The following is a 19,068-nucleotide window of genomic DNA, read 5'->3' on the forward strand; positions in this document are numbered from 1 at the left end:
GGCCTCCGCGGACGGCTGCGAAGAGTCCACATACGCGTACCAAGAGTCCAATGGGCCCTCTTGTGCCCCAGGCCACCCAACCGACAGGGTCCTCAACGAGGTTCACGACTGTCCCGCGTACGATCCGCTCCTTTGGAGGACCGATGCACGAGGCACAACCGCAGAACCAGGAGCCCAACGAGGCCGGACCCAGCCGCCGTTCGGTCCTGTGGACCGCCGGCGCGGCGGGCGCCGGACTGGGGTTCGCCGGGCTGGGCAGCGGGCCGGCGGCCGCCGCCGCGCCCGGGGCGGCCGGCTCGGCCGAGGCCGCCGCCGCGCCCCCCAGGCCCCAGGGCAGGACCATGATCGGGGTGCCGTTCGAGCCGCGCAGCACGGTCCGCGTCGGCATCATCGGCCTCGGCAACCGGGGCGGCAGCATGATCGACCTGTTCCTGGCGATGCCGGACGTCCGGGTCGTGGCGCTCTGCGACCCGGTGAAGGACAAGGTCGTCAAGGCCGCGGCGAAGGTCACCAAGGCCGGACAGCCCGCGCCCGCCGTCTACACCAACGGCGAGAACGACTTCGAAAACCTCTGCCGGCGCACCGACATCGACTTCGTCTACGCGGCGACGCCCTGGGACCTGCACTTCGAGATGGCAAGGACCGCCCTGCTCAACGGCAAGCACGTCGGCACGGAATGCCCACTGGCGCTGCGCCTGGACCAGCTGTGGGAACTGGTGGACCTCTCCGAGCGCACCCGCAGACACTGCCTCCAACTGGAGAACTGCTGTTACGGCAGAAACGAGATGCGGGTGCTGCGGATGGCGCACGCCGGCCTCTTCGGTGAACTGCTGCACGGCGCCGGGGCGTACATCCACGACCTGCGGGGCCTGATGTTCGATCCGACGTACTACGAGGGGCCCTGGCGCCGGCTGTGGCACACCCGGCTGCGCGGCGACCTCTACCCCAACCACGGCTTCGGGCCGGTCGCCAACTACATGGACGTCAACCGCGGCGACCGGGCGGTGCGGATCGCCAGCTTCGGCTCGCAGGCGCGGGGCCTGGCCGCGTACCGCAAGGAGCACATGCCGCCCGGCGACCCCAGCTGGAAGGAGTCCTACATCGAGAGCGACCGGACGATCAGTCTGGTGCAGACCGCCAAGGGCCGGGTGATCCGGCTGGAGCACGACGTCTCCACCCCGCACCCCTACAGCCGGATCAACAGCCTCGGCGGCACGAAGGGCCTCTTCGAGGACTACCCCGAGCGGATCTACCTGGAGCCCGACCAGAACAACGACGAGTGGGGCGACTTCGGCCGGTACGCGGAGTGGGACCACTGGCTGTGGAAGGAGCACGCCAACCCACCCGGCGGCCACGGCGGGATGGACTACATGCTGGTCCTCCGGCTGACCCAGTGCCTGCGTCTCGGCCTGGTACCGGACTTCGACGTCTATGACGCGGCGACCTGGTCCGCGCCGGTGGCACTGAGCGACCGCTCGATCAAGGCGCAGGGCGCCCCGCAGGAGATCCCGGACTTCACCCGGGGGCTGTGGCGGAAGGCGCGGCCGGGGATGGATTCCCAGAAGCCCGCCGAGTGACGGGGCGCGTGGGGCTCCCACGCGCCTCCTGAGCTCCGGCAGAGGTCCGGGACCCGGTGACAGGCCGTCCACCACCGGGTCCCGGGCGTCACCACATGCCGCGACCACTGCCCTCCGACCGCCGCTCCCCTCCGGCCGTCACCTCTCTCCGGGGGCGACGGGGGCGTCGTCCGGCTCCTCCTGGCCGGCGGGGGCGGGGGCCGGCTGCGGCGCCCTGCCGGCCGGGGCCGCGCCGGCCAGCACCTGCTTGGCCGTCACCCGGTCCAGCGCCCCCTCCCAGCGGGACACCGCGAAGACCGCGACGCAGTTGCCGAGCAGGTTGGTCGCCACCCGCATGGAGTCCATGATCCGGTCGACGCCGAGCAGCAGGGCGACCGCGGCGGCCGGGATGACGCCCAGCGCGGTGGCGGTCGCGGACAGCGCCAGGAACGCCGAACCGGGCACGCCCGCCATGCCCTTGCTGGTCAGCATCAGCACCAGGACGACGGTGATCTGCTGGCCGAGCGAGAGGTGGACGCCGATGGCCTGGGCGATGAAGAGCGTTCCGACGGAGAGGTAGATGGCGGCGCCGTCGAGGTTGAAGGAGTACCCGGTGGGCAGCACCAGGCCGACCGCGTCGTCCCGGCAGCCGGCGGCCCGCAGCTTCTGCATCATCCTCGGCATCACGGTCTCGCTGGAGCCGGTGCCCAGCGCCAGCAGCAGTTCCTCGCGGGTGTAGCGGACGAACTTCCACAGGCTGAGCCCGGTGACGGCCTTGAGGGCGAGCCCCAGCAGGACGAGGAAGACCAGCGCGACGCCGTAGCAGACCGCGATCAGCTTGCCGTACGTCGACATCGCGCCCAGCCCGTACTGGCCGACGAGGTGGGCGGTGGCTCCGAAGACCGCGAGCGGGGCGAGCTTCATGATGTAGCCGACGATGGTGAAGACCACGTCCTGGGTCTGCTCGATCAGCGGCAGCAACTGGGGCACACGCCGCTGCCCGAGGTGCAGCAGCGCCGCCCCCACCAGGCAGGCCAGTACCAGGACTTGGAGCAGCGAGTTCTCGGCGAACGCGCCGACCGCGCTGTCCGGCAGCGCCTCCAGGACGAACTGGCTCGCGGAGGGCAGTTTCCCGCCACCTGTCCTGGCGTCCACCGCCCCCTTGTCGAGGGAGGCCGGATCGACGTGCATCCCGGCGCCGGGGCTGAAGACGTTGGCCGCCAACAGGCCCACGACCAGGGCGATACTGGTCGCCGCCTCGAACCAGATCAGGGCCTTGACCCCGATCCGCCCGAAGGACTTGAGGTCGCCCGCCTTGGTGATGCCGGCGACGACGACGCAGAAGACGAGCGGGGAGATGACCGCCTTGATGAGGCGGACGAAGCCGTCCCCGAGCGGCTGGAGCGAGGAGCCCGCCTGCGGCCAGAGGCGTCCGACCAGGACACCGAGCAGCAGGGCGAGCAGTACCTGGGCGAACAGACTGGTGCGCAACAACCGCCCGGCACGGCGGGCGATGCTTCCGGTGGCGTGCGGCACGGGCACTCCTCCATGGACGGATTTTGAAATGCGGAAACATATTTCCGCGGTCCGTCACTATGGCCGGTTGTCGTTTCTCCCGAAAGAGGGCAGGGAACTTCCCGTGAAATCTTGGAGCTTGATCCAAGGAGCGGCGCCCGCGGACTTCCGTCCTCGCGGCGGGAGCGGCGGACTCAGCCGGACAGGTGCGCCCTGTCCCCCATCACCACGACCGGGTGCCGCGCCGGATCGAGCGCCCGCAGCAGCGCCGCCATCGCGGACTTCGCCACGCTCACGCAGGCCGAGGTCCCGGTCCCGTGGTCCAGATGGAGCCAGACCCCGCCGCCCTTGGACTGCCCCTGGGGGCGCGTGGGATCCAGCGGGGACGCCCCGACGACCCGGTTGTAGTTGATCGCCACCACGTAGTCGAAATCGTGACGGGTGTTCTTCGACCAGTACGCCGGCGGGGTGAACGCCGCCGCGTGCGTGTAGGGCAGCCGGGTCCCGGGATCGGGGAGCACCCCACCGGCGTCGGTCAGCGAGAAGACCCCGACCGGGCTGCGCTGGTCGTCCTCGTGATGGTCCAGCGTCCACCCGCGCCGCCCGTTGTGCGCCGGCCAACTCCCCTTTCGTTCCCACCCATTGGCGCCTTTCTCGTACAGCACCACCGTCGCGTCCGGGGAGTTCGGGCCCGCGCCGTAGACCGCGACGACCTGGCGGGTGGCGGCCGGGATCCGTGCCCGCAGCGCCGCGCCGACGCCGGGGACGCCCGCGGAGTGCGCGGTGTCCGACCCGCCGCCGGCCGACCCTCCGGGATGCGGCCGCGCCCCGACGCCGTCCCTCTCGGCGCCCTTGCCGCCCTTGCCGTCCCGGCCGTCCTCGCCACCGGCTCCGCAGCCCGCCACCAGGAACGCCGTCGCCGCGGCCACCGCCGCCATCCGCACCGCACCGCCCGCTGTCCGCATGACGCCCATGCTCCCACCGCGCCCTGACGACCGTTCACCCGCCGGCCGCCGGGTCCGCGGGTCCGCTGTCGGCGTCCGCGGGCCCGCCGGCGTCCACGGCCCGGAGGAACCGTCGGCCTTACCGGCTTTCGGTGGAAAAACGGTTTGAAACCGGGCCGCCCGGCACGCGAACCTTCCCTGTGCCCCCGCTCGCGCCGGGGCCTGTCACCAAGGCGCGAGGGTCACGCCGGCCTGCCCGGACGGCGTCTCACCACTCCCCCGACGACCACCGCCGCCGCTGCCGGCCCGCCGAGCACGCGCGGCCCACCCCACTCGCCGCGACGACTCCTTGGACATCATGCGCATTCGCGATCTTCCCCACCCCGACCCCGGCGTCCCCGACGTCCGTACGGGCGGCAGATTCCTCGTGTGGCTGTGCCGGAAACAGCGCGGCGGGCAGGCCAAGGCCCTCTTCTGGGGGCTGGTCCACATGGCCTCGATGGCGTCGTTCCCGCTGCCGGTGGGCCTCGCCGTGCAGGCCGCGGTGGACGGCCACGGCGCCCGGCTGGTGCTGGCGGGCGGCCTGCTGGCAGTGCTCGGCGGGCTGGTCGCGATCGGCGACGTCATGTTGCACCGCGCGGCCGTGACCAACTGGATCGTCACGGTGGCCCGGATGCAGCAGCTGCTCGCCCGCAAGACCTCCGAACTGGGCGGGGCGATGACCCGCCGGGTTGCGGCCGGCGAGATCGTCGCGGTCAGCACCGGCGACCTGGAGCGCATCGGATGGTTCGTCGAGACGCTGTCCCGCTTCGGCGCGGCCCTGGTGGCCTCGGTCGGCGTCTGCCTCGCGCTCGTCGTCTACCAGCCGCAGCTCGGCCTCGTGGTGGCCCTCGGCACGCCCCTCCTGGCGCTGGCCGTCCTGCCGCTGCTGCCGCCGGCCACCCGCCGGGCCGACGCCCAGCGCGAGAAGGCCGGGCGGGCCACCGAACTCGCCTCCGACACCGTCGCCGGGCTCCGGGTCCTGCGCGGGATCGGCGGCGAGGACCTCTTCCTCGGCCGCTACCGCAGCGCCTCCCAGGAGGTCCGTCGGGCCGCCGTCCGCAGCGCCCGCATGTGGTCGCTGATCTCGGCCGTGCAGGTCGCCCTGCCCGGCCTGCTGCTGATCGCCGTCGTCTGGCACGGCGTCGGCCTCGCGCTCGACGGCCGGATCGCGGTCGGTGAACTCGTCACCATCTACGGCGCGGTCTCCTTCCTGCTCTACCCGCTGCGCCACTTCGAGGAGATGACGATGTCCTGGTCCTTCTCCCGGCCGTCGGCGGAGCGGACGGCGCGCGTCCTGGCACTGAGCCGGCCGGCCGGCGGGCGGCTGACCGACCCGGAACCGCCGTCCGGCGACCTCCACGACCCGGTCAGCGGGCTGACCGCGCGGGCCGGCCGGCTGACCGCCGTGGTATGCGGCGACCCGGACGCCGCGGGCCGGCTCGCCGAGCGCCTCGGCGGCCATGCCCCGCACCCGGCCCCGGTCCCGGAGTCCCCCGGCGCGGCCCCGGCGGCTCCGGCGGCCACCGGCCCGGACGCCGACGAGGCGGAGTCGCACCGTCCGCTCTCCGTCGTCCTCGGCGGCACCCCGCTGGACGACGTCCCCCGCGGCACCGCCCGGACCGCCGTCCTGGTCCAGGACAAGGACCCCGTACTGCTCTCCGGGACGCTCGGGGAACTCCTCGACGTCCCGGCGTCCGGCCGGGTCACCAACGAGGCGGCGCTCGACGCGGCCCAATGCGGCGATGTGCTGGCCGCGTTGGCCCAGGCGTCCGCCGACGACTCCGGCGACCCGATGCACACCCACATCACCGAACGCGGCAGGTCGCTCTCCGGCGGCCAGCGCCAGCGGCTGGCCCTGGCCAGGTCGCTGGTCGCCGACCCCGAGGTGCTGGTGCTGGACGAACCGACCAGCGCCGTCGACGCGCACACCGAGGCCCGGGTCGCCGACGGTCTGCGGGAGATCCGGGCGGGCCGCACGACCGTGCTCCTCACCTCCAGCCCGCTCCTGCTGGACCGCGCCGACCACGTCGTCTTCCTCCAGGAGGGCAAGGTCGCCGGCGAGGCAGCGCACCGCGAACTGCTGCACACCCACCCGGAGTACCGCGCCGTCGTCACCCGCGAACCGGACCCCGCCCCCGCGGCGCCGCACATCACCGACCGCACCGTCATCGAGGAGACCGCATGATCGGCCTGGCCCCGCCGGAGCACGATCCCAACGCGCCCACGACCGTCGACACCCTGCCGGTCGGCTCGCCGGCGACGGTGCGCGCCTATGTGGCCGAGCTGATCCGCCGCCACCGCCGGGACTTCACGGTCCTGGTCACCGTCAACGCCGTCGCGGTCATCGCCTCGATGGTCGGTCCCTATCTCCTGGGCGGCCTGGTCGAGGACCTGTCCGCGGGCCGCGGCGGACAGATCCAACTCGGCCGCACCATCGGCCTGTTCGCGCTCGCCCTGGTCGTCCAGACGGCGTTCGTCCGCATGGTGCGGCTGCGCGGGGCCATGCTCGGCGAACGGATGCTGGCGGACCTGCGCGAGGACTTCCTCGTCCGGTCGGTGGCCCTGCCACCGGGCGTCCTGGAGCGGGCCGGCACCGGCGACCTGCTGTCCAGGATCACCACCGACATCGACCGGCTCGCCGAGGCGATGCGGGAGGCCGTACCGCAGCTGTCCATCGGCGTCGTCTGGGCCGGTCTGCTGCTCGGCGGGCTCACCGTCACCGCACCGCCGCTCGCGCTGTCCGTGCTGATCGCGCTGCCGGTGCTGATCGTCGGCTGCCGCTGGTACTTCAAGCGCGCGCCCGCCGCCTACCGCTCCGAGGCCGCCGGCTACGCCGCGGTCTCCGCCGTCCTCACCGAGTCCGTGGACGCCGGCCGCACCATCGAGGCGCACCGCTTGAACACCCGCCGGATCGCGCTGTCGGAGCACCGGATCCGTGCCTGGACCCAGTGGGAGCGCTACACCCTCTCCCTCCGCTCGGTCCTCTTCCCGGTCATCAACGTCACCCATGTGGTGATCCTCGGCGCGGTCGTGGTGCTCGGCGGGGTGTTCGTGCTGCACGGCTGGCTCACCCCGGGGCAGCTGACCACCGGCGCGCTGCTGGCGCAGATGCTCACCGAACCGGTCAACCTGGTCCTGCGCTGGTACGACGAGCTCCAGGTGGCCCAGGTGTCCATCGCCCGGCTCGTCGGCGTCCGCGAGATCGAGCCGGAGGCCGCCGACGCCTCCGTGGTCCCCGGCGGCCGGGAGATGCGCGCCGAGGACGTCAGCTTCGGCTACCGCGCCGGCGTCGACGTGCTGCGCCAGGTCTCGCTGAGCGTGCGCCCAGGCAGCCGGGTGGCGCTGGTCGGTCCGTCCGGTGCCGGGAAGTCCACGCTGGGCCGACTGCTGGCCGGCATCTACGGACCGCGGGCCGGCTCGGTGTCGTTGGGCGGCGCCGAGCTCTCCGCGATGCCCGCCGAACGCGTGCGGGAGCACGTCGCCCTGGTCAATCAGGAGCACCACGTCTTCGTCGGAACGCTGCGCGACAACCTGCTGCTGGCCCGCACGGACGCGGCCGACGCCGAACTCTGGGCGGCCCTGGGCGCGGTGGACGCGGACGGCTGGGCCCGCGCCCTGCCCGGCGGGCTGGACACCGAGGTCGGCTCCGGCGGCACGGCCCTGACGCCGGCCCGGGCCCAGCAGGTCGCGCTGGCCCGCCTGGTGCTGGCCGACCCGCACACCTTGGTGCTCGACGAGGCGACGTCGCTCCTGGACCCGCGCGCCGCCCGTCACCTGGAGCGGTCGCTGGGCAAGGTCCTGGACGGGCGCACGGTCGTGGCCATCGCCCACCGGCTGCACACCGCCCACGACGCCGATGTCATCGCGGTCGTCGAGGACGGCCGGATCAGTGAACTGGGCAGCCACCGGGAGCTGGTCGCGGCCGACGGCGCGTACGCGGCGCTGTGGCGGTCCTGGCACGGCTGAGCCGCCGCGGACGCACGGTGGCGCCCCACGGCTGCGTGGGGCGCCACCGGGGAACGGGACCGGACGGGCCGGGCGGGGCCGCAGACCCGCCGGCGTCGCGCGGGTCGCACGGGTCAGATGTAGCCCAGTGCCCCCAGCGCGCCGAGGCCGCCCAGCAGCATGAACGCCGGCATCAGCACCTTGATCTCCACCCGGCTGCCGGCCCGGAAGCGCATCGGCTTGGGCGTGCCCAGCGGGTACCAGCGCTTGCGGCCTATCGGGATGGGCCACAGGATCGGGCAGCCCGAGACGGTCAGCGCGTCGCCGATGTCGTGCACCAGCGCGCCCAGCATGATCGGCAGGCCGAGCCAGAGGTACTCCTGCCCCGGCTCGGTGAACAGCCAACTCGCGCCGTTGCCCGGCAGGTCCATCTCCTGGGCCAGGATCCACGCCGCCGCGGCGCCGAGCAGCCACACCAGCACATCGCTGGAGACCCGCGCCGCCCGCCACAGCAGCCCCTCGATGGCCAGCACCATGTGGACGAAGAGGATGCCGAGCACCGCCCAGCGTCCGCCCTCCATGGCGAGCAGCGACATGCCGGCGCCGATCAGCACCGCCCACAGCCAGGTGTGGGTCAGCGTCCGGTGCCCGCCCGAGCGGTGCGAGTCGCCGCGCATCTTGGTCGCCTTGTAGGCGGCGTGCGAGAGGGTGTCGACCACGTCGCACAGCCAGCGCGACAGCGGCCCGAAGGCACGCGAGATCGTCGCGGCCTTGTGGTCGAGGTCCGGCGCCAGTGCCGCCCCGGCACAGATCAGTGTGCCGCTGACCAGTACCGGCCAGGGCATCGGATGGCCGGCACCGTAGGCCGCCGCGCCCACCCCCAGCCAGGCCGCGGCTCCGGACAGCGAGTGCGCCGGTCCCATCATGGTCGTTCCCCACCCCTTGTTCTGCGCTTCTGACGCCTGGTCGGCGACACAGCGTAGCGTCAGATGATCTACGGTCGAGGAGCGGGTGGCGGGCCGGAACACGGGTGGGCGACGGGGCGAACACGATCCGCACCCGGCCGTGCGCGGGGTGTGCACACCCCTGCCGACGGCGGCGCGGAGCCGCCCTCGCCGGCCGCCGTCGGCCTCCAGTTGATCTCCATCCGGAGCACCGGTTCCCGGATCCGGGCCGAAGGCAGGCAGTATGGGGGGCGTGACCCTCATCGATCATCTCCCGAACACCGCCGACCCCGACGCCCTCTTCGAAGCCTTTTCGGGCTGGGCCGAACAGCAGGGCATCTCGCTCTACCCTGCCCAGGAGGAGGCGCTGATCGAAGTGGTCTCGGGGGCGAACGTCGTCCTGTCCACCCCCACCGGCTCCGGGAAGAGCCTGGTGGCGGCCGGCGCGCACTTCACCGCGCTCGCCAACGACCAGGTCACCTTCTACACCGCGCCCATCAAGGCGCTGGTCTCGGAGAAGTTCTTCGACCTGTGCAAGCTGTTCGGCACCGAGAACGTCGGGATGCTCACCGGCGACGCGTCGGTCAACTCCGACGCTCCGGTGATCTGCTGCACCGCCGAAGTGCTCGCCTCGATCGCGCTGCGTGACGGCAAGCACGCCGACATCGGCCAGGTCGTGATGGACGAGTTCCACTTCTACGCCGAGCCGGACCGGGGCTGGGCCTGGCAGATCCCGCTGCTGGAGCTGCCGCAGGCACAGTTCGTGCTGATGTCGGCGACGCTCGGCGACATGTCGCGCTTCGAGGAGGACCTGACCCGGCGCACCGGCAAGCCGACCGCGGTGGTCCGCTCCGCGACCCGGCCCGTGCCGCTGTCGTACGAGTACCGCAGCACGGCGCTGACCGAGACGCTGACCGAGCTGCTGGAGACCCGCCAGTCGCCGGTCTACATCGTGCACTTCACGCAGGCCGCCGCCGTGGAGCGGGCGCAGGCGCTGATGAGCATCAACATGTGCACTCGGGCCGAGAAGGACGAGATCGCCAAGCTGATCGGGAACTTCCGCTTCACCACCAAGTTCGGGCGGAACCTCTCGCGATACGTCCGGCACGGCATCGGCGTGCACCACGCGGGCATGCTGCCGAAGTACCGGCGGCTCGTGGAGAAGCTGGCGCAGGCGGGTCTGCTGAAGGTGATCTGCGGCACCGACACGCTCGGCGTGGGCGTCAACGTCCCCATCCGTACGGTGCTGTTCACCGCGCTGACGAAGTACGACGGGACGCGGGTGCGGACGCTGCGGGCGCGGGAGTTCCACCAGATCGCGGGCCGCGCCGGACGGGCCGGCTTCGACACCGCAGGCTTCGTGGTCGCACAGGCCCCGGAACACGTCGTGGAGAACGAGAAGGCGCTGGCGAAGGCGGGCGACGATCCGAAGAAGCGCCGCAAGGTGGTCCGCAAGAAGGCGCCGGAGGGCTTCGTCAACTGGGGCCAGAACACCTTCGAGAAGCTCATCGGCTCCGACCCCGAGCCGCTGACCTCGCGTTTCCGGGTGACGCACGCGATGCTGCTGTCGGTGATCGCCCGGCCTGGCAACGCCTTCGAGGCGATGCGCCGGCTGCTGGAGGACAACCACGAGCCGCGCCGGAACCAGCTGCGGCACATCCGCCGCGCGATCGCGATCTACCGCTCCCTCGTGGACGGCGGGATCGTCGAGCGGCTCCCGGAACCGGACGCGGAGGGCCGGATCGTCCGCCTCACCGTGGACCTCCAGCAGGACTTCGCACTCAACCAGCCGCTGTCGACGTTCGCGCTGGCGGCGTTCGACCTGCTCGACCCCGAGTCGCCGTCGTACGCGCTGGACATGGTCTCGGTCGTGGAGTCGACGCTGGACGACCCCCGGCAGATCCTGGCCGCCCAGCAGAACAAGGCACGGGGCGAGGCGGTCGCGCAGATGAAGGCCGACGGCGTCGAGTACGAGGACCGCATGGAGCGCCTCATGGACGTCGAGTACCCCAAGCCGCTGGACGAGCTGCTGTCGCACGCCTACGGCCTCTACCGCAAGAGCCACCCCTGGGTCGGCGACCACCCGCTGTCGCCGAAGTCGGTCATCCGCGACATGTACGAACGCGCCATGACCTTCACGGAGTTCACCTCCTTCTACGAGCTGGCGCGCACCGAGGGCATCGTGCTGCGCTACCTGGCCAGTGCGTACAAGGCGCTGGACCACACCGTGCCGGACGACCTGAAGTCGGAGGACTTCCAGGACATCGTCGCCTGGCTGGGCGAGATGGTCCGGCAGGTCGACTCCAGCCTGCTGGACGAGTGGGAGCAGCTGGCCAACCCGGAGGAGGAGACGGCGGAGCAGGCGGCCGAGCGGGCGGATCAGGTCCGGCCGGTCACCGCCAACGCGCGGGCGTTCCGCGTGCTGGTCCGCAACGCGATGTTCCGGCGGGTGGAGCTGGCGGCGCTGGACAAGGTCGAGGAGCTCGGCGAGATGGACGCCGAGTCCGGCTGGGACGCCGACGCCTGGGGCGAGGCGATGGACGCCTACTGGGACGAGTACGACGAACTGGGCACCGGGCCGGACGCCCGCGGCCCGAAACTCCTGCGGATCGACGAGGACACCGCGCACGGACTGTGGAAGGTGCGGCAGACTTTCGCCGACCCGAAGGGCGATCACGACTGGGGCGTCTCGGCCGAGGTGGACCTGGCCGCCTCCGACGAGGAGGGACGCGCGGTGGTCCGGGTCACCGACGTGGGGCAGTTGTGAGCCGACGGCTTCGACCGAGGCCGCCGAAGGAGATGACGGAGGGCCACCGGTCATGACGAATCCGGCCGAGAAGCTGGTCGATCTGCTGGACCTGGAGCAGATCGAGGTGAACATCTTCCGTGGCCGCAGCCCGCAGGAGAGCCTCCAGCGGGTCTTCGGCGGGCAGGTCGCCGGCCAGGCGCTGGTGGCCGCCGGGCGGACCACGGAAGGGGACCGCCCGGTCCACTCGCTGCACGCGTACTTCCTCCGGCCGGGCCGGCCGGGGGTGCCGATCGTGTACCAGGTCGAGCGGGTCCGTGACGGGCGGTCCTTCACCACCCGTCGGGTCGTCGCCGTCCAGCAGGGACGCACGATCTTCAATCTGACCGCCTCCTTCCACAAGCCGGAACCCGGCTTCGAACACCAACTGCCGATGCGCCGGGCCGTACCCGACCCGGAAGAGCTGCCGAACGTCGCGGAAGAGGTCCGCACGCACCTGGGCGGTCTGCCCGAGGCGCTGGAGCGGATGGCCCGCCGCCAGCCGTTCGACATCCGCTATGTCGAACGGCTGCGCTGGACGCCGGACGAGATCGAGGGCGCGGAACCGCGCAGCGCCGTCTGGATGCGCGCCGTCGGCCCGCTGGGCGACGACCCGCTGGTGCACACCTGCGCGCTGACCTACGCCAGCGATATGACGCTGCTGGACGCGGTCCGCATCCCGATCGAGCCCCTGTGGGGCCCCCGTGGTTTCGACATGGCCTCCCTCGATCACGCGATGTGGTTCCACCGTCCCTTCCGCGCGGACGAGTGGTTCCTCTACGACCAGGAGTCCCCGATCGCCACCGGCGGCCGGGGCCTGGCCCGCGGTCGCATCTACGACCGCGCCGGCCGCCTGTTGGTCTCCGTGGTGCAGGAGGGGCTGTTCCGCCGGCTCGGTGACTGAGGGGCGCGTGGGCGGCAGCGGCCGCACCGCCTTACGCTCGCCTCATGGACTTCACCCTCACCGCGGCGGAGGAGACCGTCGTCCGCCATGTCGCCCTCCGCCTCCGGGCCGGCGTGCCGCCCTCCGACGACGACGTGGCGGACGAGCTCGGCGACGAGGCCCGCCCGTTGCTGCAATCCCTGTTGGACAAGGGCTGGCTCGTCGTCGGCGAGGGGCGGACGCTGACCCTGTCCACCATCGCGCGGGCCGTGGTGACCGACCGCGGGGATGCCGGGGAGCCGCAGGGCTGACGCCGGGCGGCCCCGCCGTCATGGCCGTGCCGGGCCCGCGGTGCTACGCCCGCACGGAGAGGCTTCTGGGGTCCGGCCCCCAGGTCGGACTGTTCCCCGGGCCCGGCCCCCGGGTCGGCGGCCGGCCGGCTCGGACGGTGGCCGACGGGCGGACCCGGCCGGGATCCTCGCGGCGGGCCGTCTCCAGTGCCCGGGAGAGGTTGACCCGATACCACAGGACCTCGTCGAACTCCTCGGCCGTCAGGACCCGTTCGAAGGATTCCCGGGCCGCCGGGGTCGCCGTGATCATGGAAGCGAGGACGGGCCGCAGCCGGCGCAGCAGGGCACGCTCCAGCGGGTCCTCGGCTACGGAGGCGAGCTCTTCCGGCGGCAGCACCGCGGCGATCACCGCGGCCGACTCCCATGGATCGTCGGTCCGCCCCATCAGCTGGGCGACCCGGCGACTGCGCCACTGGCGGGCCCGCCAGTCCTGTCCGCTGGTGAGCATCACCCGCATCGCGACGGGGGTGTTGCCCTGCAGCAACTCCGGCTCGCGGTCGGCGAACTCGGTGATCTCCGAGGCGAGATAGAGCCAGACCACCGCACCGAAGCGGTTCACATAGAAGCGGACGGGGCCCACGCATCCGGCCCGGGTGAGCCGCAGGGCCCGGCCGGGGCCGATGCCCATCAGCGCCGCGGCCTCATTGGTGGTGACCGCGCGCAGGCGCGCGCGGAGCGTCTCGGGGAATCCCGGCTCGGCCTGGAGCCGGGCGACCTCCGCCGCCGGCACCCGATGTCGGGCGGGCGGCCCGGCGCTTCCCGGCCGGCGGTCGGGCGCCGCCGGTACCGTCCGTACCTCTCCGAGCTGCGTGGCGAGTTCGAACTCGCCGGTCCGCAGCTCCAGTTCCTGGGCGGCCCGCGCCATCGAAAGCGTCTGCCGCCCGTCGCACATCACTGTCACCGTCATGGTGCTTCCCCCTGCGACTCGATCGTCGATCACTGACGGTTACGACGATAGCCGCGGGCGGTGACAGCACGTCAACGCTCGACTCAGACCTGTGGATAACTCTCCGGTCGGCGCACCGCGACGCCCAGGTGCTCCCCGACGCGGTTGACCAACAGCGTCATCTCGTAGGCGATCTGACCCATGTCGGAGTCGGCGCCGGCCAGCACGCACAGGCAACTGCCGTCCCCCGCGGCCGTCACGAACAACACCCCGTCGTCGAACTCGACCATGGTCTGGCGCACCCGCCCGACCCCGAAGTGGAGCGCCGATCCCTTCGCCAGGCTGTGCAGTCCGGAGGCGACCGCCGCCAGGTGCTCGGCGTCCTCCTGCGCCAGCCCCTGGCTCGCGCCGGTCACCAGCCCGTCGTTGGACAGCACCAGCGCGTGCCGTACCTGCTCCACCCGTTTGGTCAGGTCGTCCAGCAGCCAATCGAGTCCGCTGCTCAGTGCCATGCCCGTTCCTCCCCGTATCCCCGTCCGCAGGTGTGGCCGGACGGCAGTTCGCGGCCCGTCGGCGGGCCGCCGTGCCAGCCTGTCCCACCTCCGCCGTGTCGGCAAGCGGCTCCGCACCCGGCGTGCCCCGTGCCTTTCGCGTTCTGTCGGCGGCGAGGATGGCGGCATGGCACACACAATGACGAAGGATGAGTGGCGGGCGTTCCTTTCCGAGGGCACCCGGACCGGAAAATTGTCGACCGTGCGGGCCGACGGCGCTCCGCACATCGCACCGGTGTGGTTCCTCGTGGACGGCGAGGAGCTGGTGTTCAACACCGGCAAGGACACGGTCAAGGGCCGCAATCTCGCCCGTGACGGCAGGGTGGCGCTCTGCGTCGACGACGATCGGCCGCCGTTCGCGTTCGTGGTGGTGCAGGGGACGGCGGAGCTCAGCGAGGAGCTGTCGGACGTCCGGCACTGGGCGACCCGGATCGCGGCCCGCTACATGGGCGAGGAACGGGCGGAGGCATACGGCGCCCGCAACGGCGTCCCGGGTGAACTGCTGGTGCGGGTCCGGATCGACAAGGTGGTCGCGCTCACCGGGGTCGCGGACTGAGGGGCAGGGGGGCGCGGACGGTTCGGCGTTCCGCGCCCCCTGGGGCGGCCGGGGCCGCACCCCGGGCCGGTCAGACCACCGAGTCCAACTGCCGTGCGGAGTGCGTCCGTCCGGCGTGCTCGACCAGCCGGACCAGCACCTCCTTGCCCGAGTCGCGGTCCCGGGCGTCGCAGAGCACGACGGGTGTGCCACGGTTCAGGTCCAGGGCCCGGGAGACCTCGTCGGCCCCGTAGGACCCGGCACCCGGGAAGCAGTTGACGGCCACCACGAACGGCAGGCCGCGGCGCTCGAAGTAGTCGACGGCCGGGAAGCAGTCCGGCAGCCGCCGGGTGTCGGCCAGCACCACGGCTCCCAGCGCGCCCTCCGACAGGTCGTCCCACAGGAACCAGAAGCGGTCCTGTCCCGGCGTGCCGAAGAGGTACAGGGCGAGCCCCGACCTGATGGTGATGCGGCCGAAGTCCATCGCCACCGTGGTGGTGGTCTTGGCCGCCACTCCCCCGATGTCGTCGAACGCCTGGCCCACCTCGCTGAGGCGCTCCTCGGTGCGCAGCGGCCGGATCTCGCTGACCGCGCCCACCAGGGTCGTCTTGCCCGCCCCGAAACCGCCCGCGACTAAGATCTTCAGGGCCAATCCGGGGGCAGGGCGAGGAACTACGTCCTCCGGGGTCCCTTGTACGGCGTTCATCGGCCGTCTCCTTCAGGGTGCGGGTCCCGCCAGGCGCGGGTGTGCGGATCCAGGGCACAGCGATGGGACCGGGGCGGCACCGGGTGCCGTCCGGAAATCCATGGCGAGGACCGTACCGCCCGCTGATCGGGATTTTCTCGAATTCGGGAAAGCCGCCCGGACATCGGGCCATGATGTGGTTTCCGGCCATGCCGGTGCCGTCGTTCCCGTCGCCGCACACGCGTTCCCCGGGAGCGCCGGCCTTGGGGGATCATGTGCGCATGACGCAGCAGCGGGCACCGCAGTCATCCGGCCGGCGCGCCGTGTCCGCCGGGGCCAACACCTCGGCAGCGGCCGTGGAACGCAACGGCATCGACCCGGTGCCGGACGCCGAACGGCACGGCACGCCCCGCTCCCTGTTCTGGCCGTGGGCCGCCTCCGGGCTGTCCCTGCTCTCCATCGCCTACGGGATCTACGTGACGGGGCTCGGCCTCAATGCCTGGCAGGCGGTGGTCACCGGGACGCTCGGCTATGTGCTGTCGTTCCTCCTAGTGGGCCTGGTGTCGGTGGCCGGGGCGCGGACCGGCGCGCCCACCATGGCCATCGGACGGACCGCTTTCGGCCGGCAGGGCAACAAGCTCCCCACCGTGTTCAGTTACGTCTCCAACGTCGGTTGGGAGACCGTCCTGGTGGCGCTCTCCTCCCTGGGCGGCGCCGCCATCCTGGCGCGCGTCTCGCCGGCGGTCTTCGCCCGGGCCGACGGGCGCACGCCGACCACCGGGGCCCAGGCGCTGTGCTTCGCCGTGACCGCCGTCTCGGTGGTGGTCGTGGGCATCTACGGACACGCGCTGATCATGAAGGTGCAGAAGTACCTGACCGCCGCCATCACCGTGATGACCGCGGCCTACCTGGTGCTGATGGCCGACCGGATCCAGCCCTCGGACCTCCTTGCGGGCCGTCCCGGCGGGCTCGGCACGGCCATCGGGGGCGTGGTCTTCGCGATGACCCTGCTGGGGCTGGGGTGGGTCAACTGCGGGGCAGATTACAGCCGTTACCTGCCCCGTGGCAGCAGCGGCCGGGCAATCACCGGCTGGACGACGCTGGGCGGGGTGCTGGCCCCGGTGGCGCTGCTGGTCTTCGGGGTGCTGCTGAACGCCGGCGACCCGAAGCTCGCCGCGGCGGCCGCCGCCGATCCCGTGGGCGCACTCGCGGCAGCGCTGCCGACGTGGTTCCTGGTGCCGTATCTGCTGACCGCCATCGGGGGGTTCGCGTCCGGAGCGATCATGGACATCTACAGCTCGGGGATGTCGCTGCTGGCCCTCGGCGTGCCCGTCCGGCGGCATCTCGCGGTGCTGGTGGACGGGGCGTTGATGACCGTCGGCGGCTGGTACGTGCTGTTCGTCTCACCCAGCTTCTTCGCCACCTTCCAGGCGTTCCTGTCGGTGGTCGGGGTGGCGATGGCCGCGTGGACATCCGTCTTCCTGGTCCAGCGGTGGCGCGACCGCCGCTCCGGTTCCGGGCCGTCCGCGGTGCCGGCCATAGGGTGGCCGGCGGTCCTCTCACTGGCCGTCGCCACCGTCGTCGGGCTCGGCCTGATCACCTCCGCCGATCCCAACATCGCCCGGGCCGTGGGGTTCCTGCTCACCGACCGCGCCGCGCACGGCACGCTGGGCGCCATGAACCTCGGGGTGGTGGCCGCCCTGTTCGTCGCGGGCATCCTCTATGCCGTCACCGCACCCCTGGCCCACCGCCCCACCGCTCCCGAAGGAGACCGATGACCAGCCTGCCCACCACACGCCCGCACGACGTCCGCGCGTTCTTCGGCGCCCGCGCCGCCGGTTGGGATGCCAAGTTCCCCGACGACGGCCCCGCCTACGCCGCCGGCGTCGCCGCACTGGGCCTGTGCGAGGGCCAACGGGTGCTGGACGCCGGCTGCGGCACCGGACGCGCCCTGCCGGCCCTCAGAGCGGCCGTGGGAGTGCGCGGGGCGGTGCTGGGCGCCGACCTCACCCCGGAGATGCTGACGGCCGCCGTCCGGGCCGGACGCGACTCCTGCGCGGGCCTGCTGCTCGCCGACGTGACCCGGCTTCCGCTCCCGTCGGCCGCGCTGGACGCCGTGTTCGCCGCCGGGTTGGTCTCCCATCTGTCCGACTCCGCAGCCGGGCTGGCCGAACTGGCCAGGGTGGTGCGCCCCGGTGGCCGGCTCGCGCTCTTCCACCCCGTCGGGCGGGCGGCCCTCGCGGCGCGCAAGGGGCACCCGCTCACCCCCGACGACCTCAGGGCCGAACCCAATCTGCGTCCCCTCCTGGCCGGCAGCGGCTGGGACCTCGTCCGGTACGTCGACGAGGACGCCCGCTATCTGGCGCTGGCGGTCCGCCACGGGTGAGGCACCCTGACGGACCGCACACCGCGGGCCGGCCCGACGGACCGGGTGGGGCGGACACGAGCTAGGACGCCGCCGGGTCCTCCTGGACGCGTGCGTCGTCGCCCACCGGGTGGACGGGGCAGCTGCCCAGCCGGCGGGACGACGGGAAGGTCCCCAGCTCGGCGACCCGGTAGCCGTCGGGATAGCCCTTGATCTCCGGGTTCTGACGGCCGTAGTGCGGGGCGCGGCGCGGCGGGAGCAGTCGCACGGCCCTGGCCCGCAGCTTCAGGGCGGTGCGCACCGCCGTCCGCACCGCGGGCCGGGGCCGGTCGAAGCGGAAGGCGTCCAGCAGCGTGTCGTCCAGGAGGGCCATGCTCGCACTGCGCACCACCGGGGCGAGCGGGCCGTACCAGCCCGCCATCAGGTCCAAGGACGCGTCGGCCACCCGACGAGCACCGGGGTCCCAGCCGAAGTGCGCCTCCTCGTAGGCGTCCAGGAAGACCTCGAACTCCTGGTAGGTCTGCGGGATGTCGCGGATCCCCAGATAGCGGCCGAGGGTGCCGTAGTACGCGGCCATCGCGCGCTTCTCGTGTTCGCTCAGCCGCCGCCAGCCGTACTGGTCGATCCAACGGATCGGCACCACCACGAAGGTGCACAGGACGTAACGCATGTCCTCGTCGGAGATGTCGTAGCCGTGGTGCATCTGGTTGATCCGGCGGATCGCGGTCCGGCCGTCGCCGCTGTCGAAGCCGTGTTCCATGACGGTGTCCAGGAGGAGGGCCGTGTCGTCGTAGCGCTTCTGCGCGCGCTCCGTCAGCTCGGCGGTCTCGGCGAGCAGCCGCCCGATGCTCGGCACCGCGTAGGTGCGGTAGAGCGCCAGTTCCAGCGCCCTGGTGATGTCCCAGGGGAACTCGTGGGCGTAGGTGATGCGGTGGATCCGCAGGAAGTCGCGCTCCGGATCGAGCCGTCGGATCTCCCTCAACCAGTCGTAGCGCCGCACCTGTTGTCCGTCCCTTCCTCGGCCGAAGTTCCCACAGTAAGGGCTGCGGGCAGACTTCTACGACGGTGTAGGGCGAGGGGCC

At 72.4% G+C, this 19,068-nt stretch carries 16 protein-coding genes; 9 read left to right on the forward strand and 7 right to left on the reverse strand.

The genetic code is table 11. The features are described 5' to 3' along the window. The first annotated feature begins 143 nt into the window (after nt 1-143). Entirely contained in the window at nt 144-1,577 is a 1,434-nt protein-coding gene (locus SNOUR_RS07545; RefSeq protein WP_067344872.1) for a Gfo/Idh/MocA family protein, read from the forward strand. Between the two features lie 138 nt (nt 1,578-1,715). On the opposite strand, the gene SNOUR_RS07550 is transcribed toward SNOUR_RS07545, so the two are convergent. Beyond that, on the reverse strand, nt 1,716-3,092 hold the full coding sequence (locus SNOUR_RS07550; protein WP_067344874.1) for a cation:dicarboxylate symporter family transporter: 1,377 nt from the start codon (nt 3,090-3,092) through the stop codon (nt 1,716-1,718). A 173-nt stretch (nt 3,093-3,265) separates the two neighbouring features. Further along, nucleotides 3,266-4,036, reverse strand: coding sequence for a hypothetical protein (locus tag SNOUR_RS07555; RefSeq protein WP_312632100.1), 771 nt, complete (start codon nt 4,034-4,036; stop codon nt 3,266-3,268). Between the two features lie 337 nt (nt 4,037-4,373). Here SNOUR_RS07555 and SNOUR_RS07560 point away from each other — a divergent pair, with 337 nt between their 5' ends. Together SNOUR_RS07560 and SNOUR_RS07565 are read left to right on the forward strand one after the other, a co-directional pair. Next, nucleotides 4,374-6,242, forward strand: coding sequence for an ABC transporter transmembrane domain-containing protein (locus SNOUR_RS07560; RefSeq protein ID WP_067344876.1), 1,869 nt, complete (start codon nt 4,374-4,376; stop codon nt 6,240-6,242). Then, a complete protein-coding gene (locus tag SNOUR_RS07565) occupies nt 6,239-8,023 on the forward strand; it encodes an ABC transporter ATP-binding protein (RefSeq protein ID WP_067344878.1) in 1,785 nt (594 codons plus the stop codon). The genes SNOUR_RS07560 and SNOUR_RS07565 overlap by 4 nt, the downstream gene beginning before the upstream one ends. 113 nt (nt 8,024-8,136) lie before the next feature. On the opposite strand, the gene SNOUR_RS07570 is transcribed toward SNOUR_RS07565, so the two are convergent. Next, entirely contained in the window at nt 8,137-8,928 is a 792-nt protein-coding gene (locus SNOUR_RS07570; RefSeq protein ID WP_067344880.1) for a metal-dependent hydrolase, read from the reverse strand. Between the two features lie 271 nt (nt 8,929-9,199). On the opposite strand from SNOUR_RS07570, the gene SNOUR_RS07575 reads away from it, so the two are divergent. The 3 genes from SNOUR_RS07575 to SNOUR_RS07585 are packed head-to-tail and all read left to right on the forward strand — an operon-like array spanning nt 9,200 to nt 12,925. Further along, nucleotides 9,200-11,713, forward strand: coding sequence for a DEAD/DEAH box helicase (locus tag SNOUR_RS07575; protein ID WP_067357848.1), 2,514 nt, complete (start codon nt 9,200-9,202; stop codon nt 11,711-11,713). Nucleotides 11,714-11,765: 52 nt separating this feature from the next. Then, a complete protein-coding gene (locus SNOUR_RS07580; protein ID WP_067344881.1) occupies nt 11,766-12,635 on the forward strand; it encodes an acyl-CoA thioesterase in 870 nt (289 codons plus the stop codon). Nucleotides 12,636-12,679: 44 nt separating this feature from the next. After that, on the forward strand, nt 12,680-12,925 hold the full coding sequence (locus SNOUR_RS07585; RefSeq protein ID WP_067344883.1) for a hypothetical protein: 246 nt from the start codon (nt 12,680-12,682) through the stop codon (nt 12,923-12,925). Nucleotides 12,926-12,968: 43 nt separating this feature from the next. On the opposite strand, the gene SNOUR_RS07590 is transcribed toward SNOUR_RS07585, so the two are convergent. Both SNOUR_RS07590 and SNOUR_RS07595 read right to left on the reverse strand, forming a co-directional pair. Next, nucleotides 12,969-13,871 carry a DUF6397 family protein gene (locus SNOUR_RS07590; RefSeq protein ID WP_312632101.1) on the reverse strand — a complete coding sequence of 301 codons (903 nt, stop codon included), beginning with the start codon at nt 13,869-13,871 and terminating at the stop codon, nt 12,969-12,971. Nucleotides 13,872-13,954: 83 nt separating this feature from the next. Continuing rightward, the gene (locus tag SNOUR_RS07595) at nt 13,955-14,362 is read right to left on the reverse strand and encodes a roadblock/LC7 domain-containing protein (RefSeq protein ID WP_067344887.1); all 408 of its coding nucleotides are present in this window, start codon (nt 14,360-14,362) and stop codon (nt 13,955-13,957) included. 166 nt (nt 14,363-14,528) lie between these two features. Here SNOUR_RS07595 and SNOUR_RS07600 point away from each other — a divergent pair, with 166 nt between their 5' ends. Then, entirely contained in the window at nt 14,529-14,957 is a 429-nt protein-coding gene (locus SNOUR_RS07600) for a PPOX class F420-dependent oxidoreductase (RefSeq protein WP_067344889.1), read from the forward strand. Nucleotides 14,958-15,027: 70 nt separating this feature from the next. On the opposite strand, the gene SNOUR_RS07605 is transcribed toward SNOUR_RS07600, so the two are convergent. Continuing rightward, a complete protein-coding gene (locus tag SNOUR_RS07605; RefSeq protein ID WP_067344891.1) occupies nt 15,028-15,642 on the reverse strand; it encodes a GTP-binding protein in 615 nt (204 codons plus the stop codon). Nucleotides 15,643-15,902: 260 nt separating this feature from the next. Between SNOUR_RS07605 and SNOUR_RS07610 the strand changes: the two genes are divergently transcribed. Next, complete coding sequence (locus SNOUR_RS07610; RefSeq protein WP_079142331.1) at nt 15,903-17,399, forward strand: purine-cytosine permease family protein; 1,497 nt, start codon at nt 15,903-15,905, stop codon at nt 17,397-17,399. After that, entirely contained in the window at nt 17,396-18,007 is a 612-nt protein-coding gene (locus SNOUR_RS07615; protein ID WP_067344893.1) for a class I SAM-dependent methyltransferase, read from the forward strand. The genes SNOUR_RS07610 and SNOUR_RS07615 overlap by 4 nt, the downstream gene beginning before the upstream one ends. Before the next feature lie 61 nt (nt 18,008-18,068). Here SNOUR_RS07615 and SNOUR_RS07620 read toward each other — a convergent pair whose 3' ends face one another. Then, nucleotides 18,069-18,986 (reverse strand): oxygenase MpaB family protein, encoded by a 918-nt coding sequence (locus SNOUR_RS07620; RefSeq protein WP_067344895.1) that lies wholly within the window; start codon nt 18,984-18,986, stop codon nt 18,069-18,071. Nucleotides 18,987-19,068 lie beyond the last annotated feature (82 nt).

The organism is Streptomyces noursei ATCC 11455 (assembly GCF_001704275.1).
In the GTDB taxonomy this organism is placed as follows: domain Bacteria; phylum Actinomycetota; class Actinomycetes; order Streptomycetales; family Streptomycetaceae; genus Streptomyces; species Streptomyces noursei.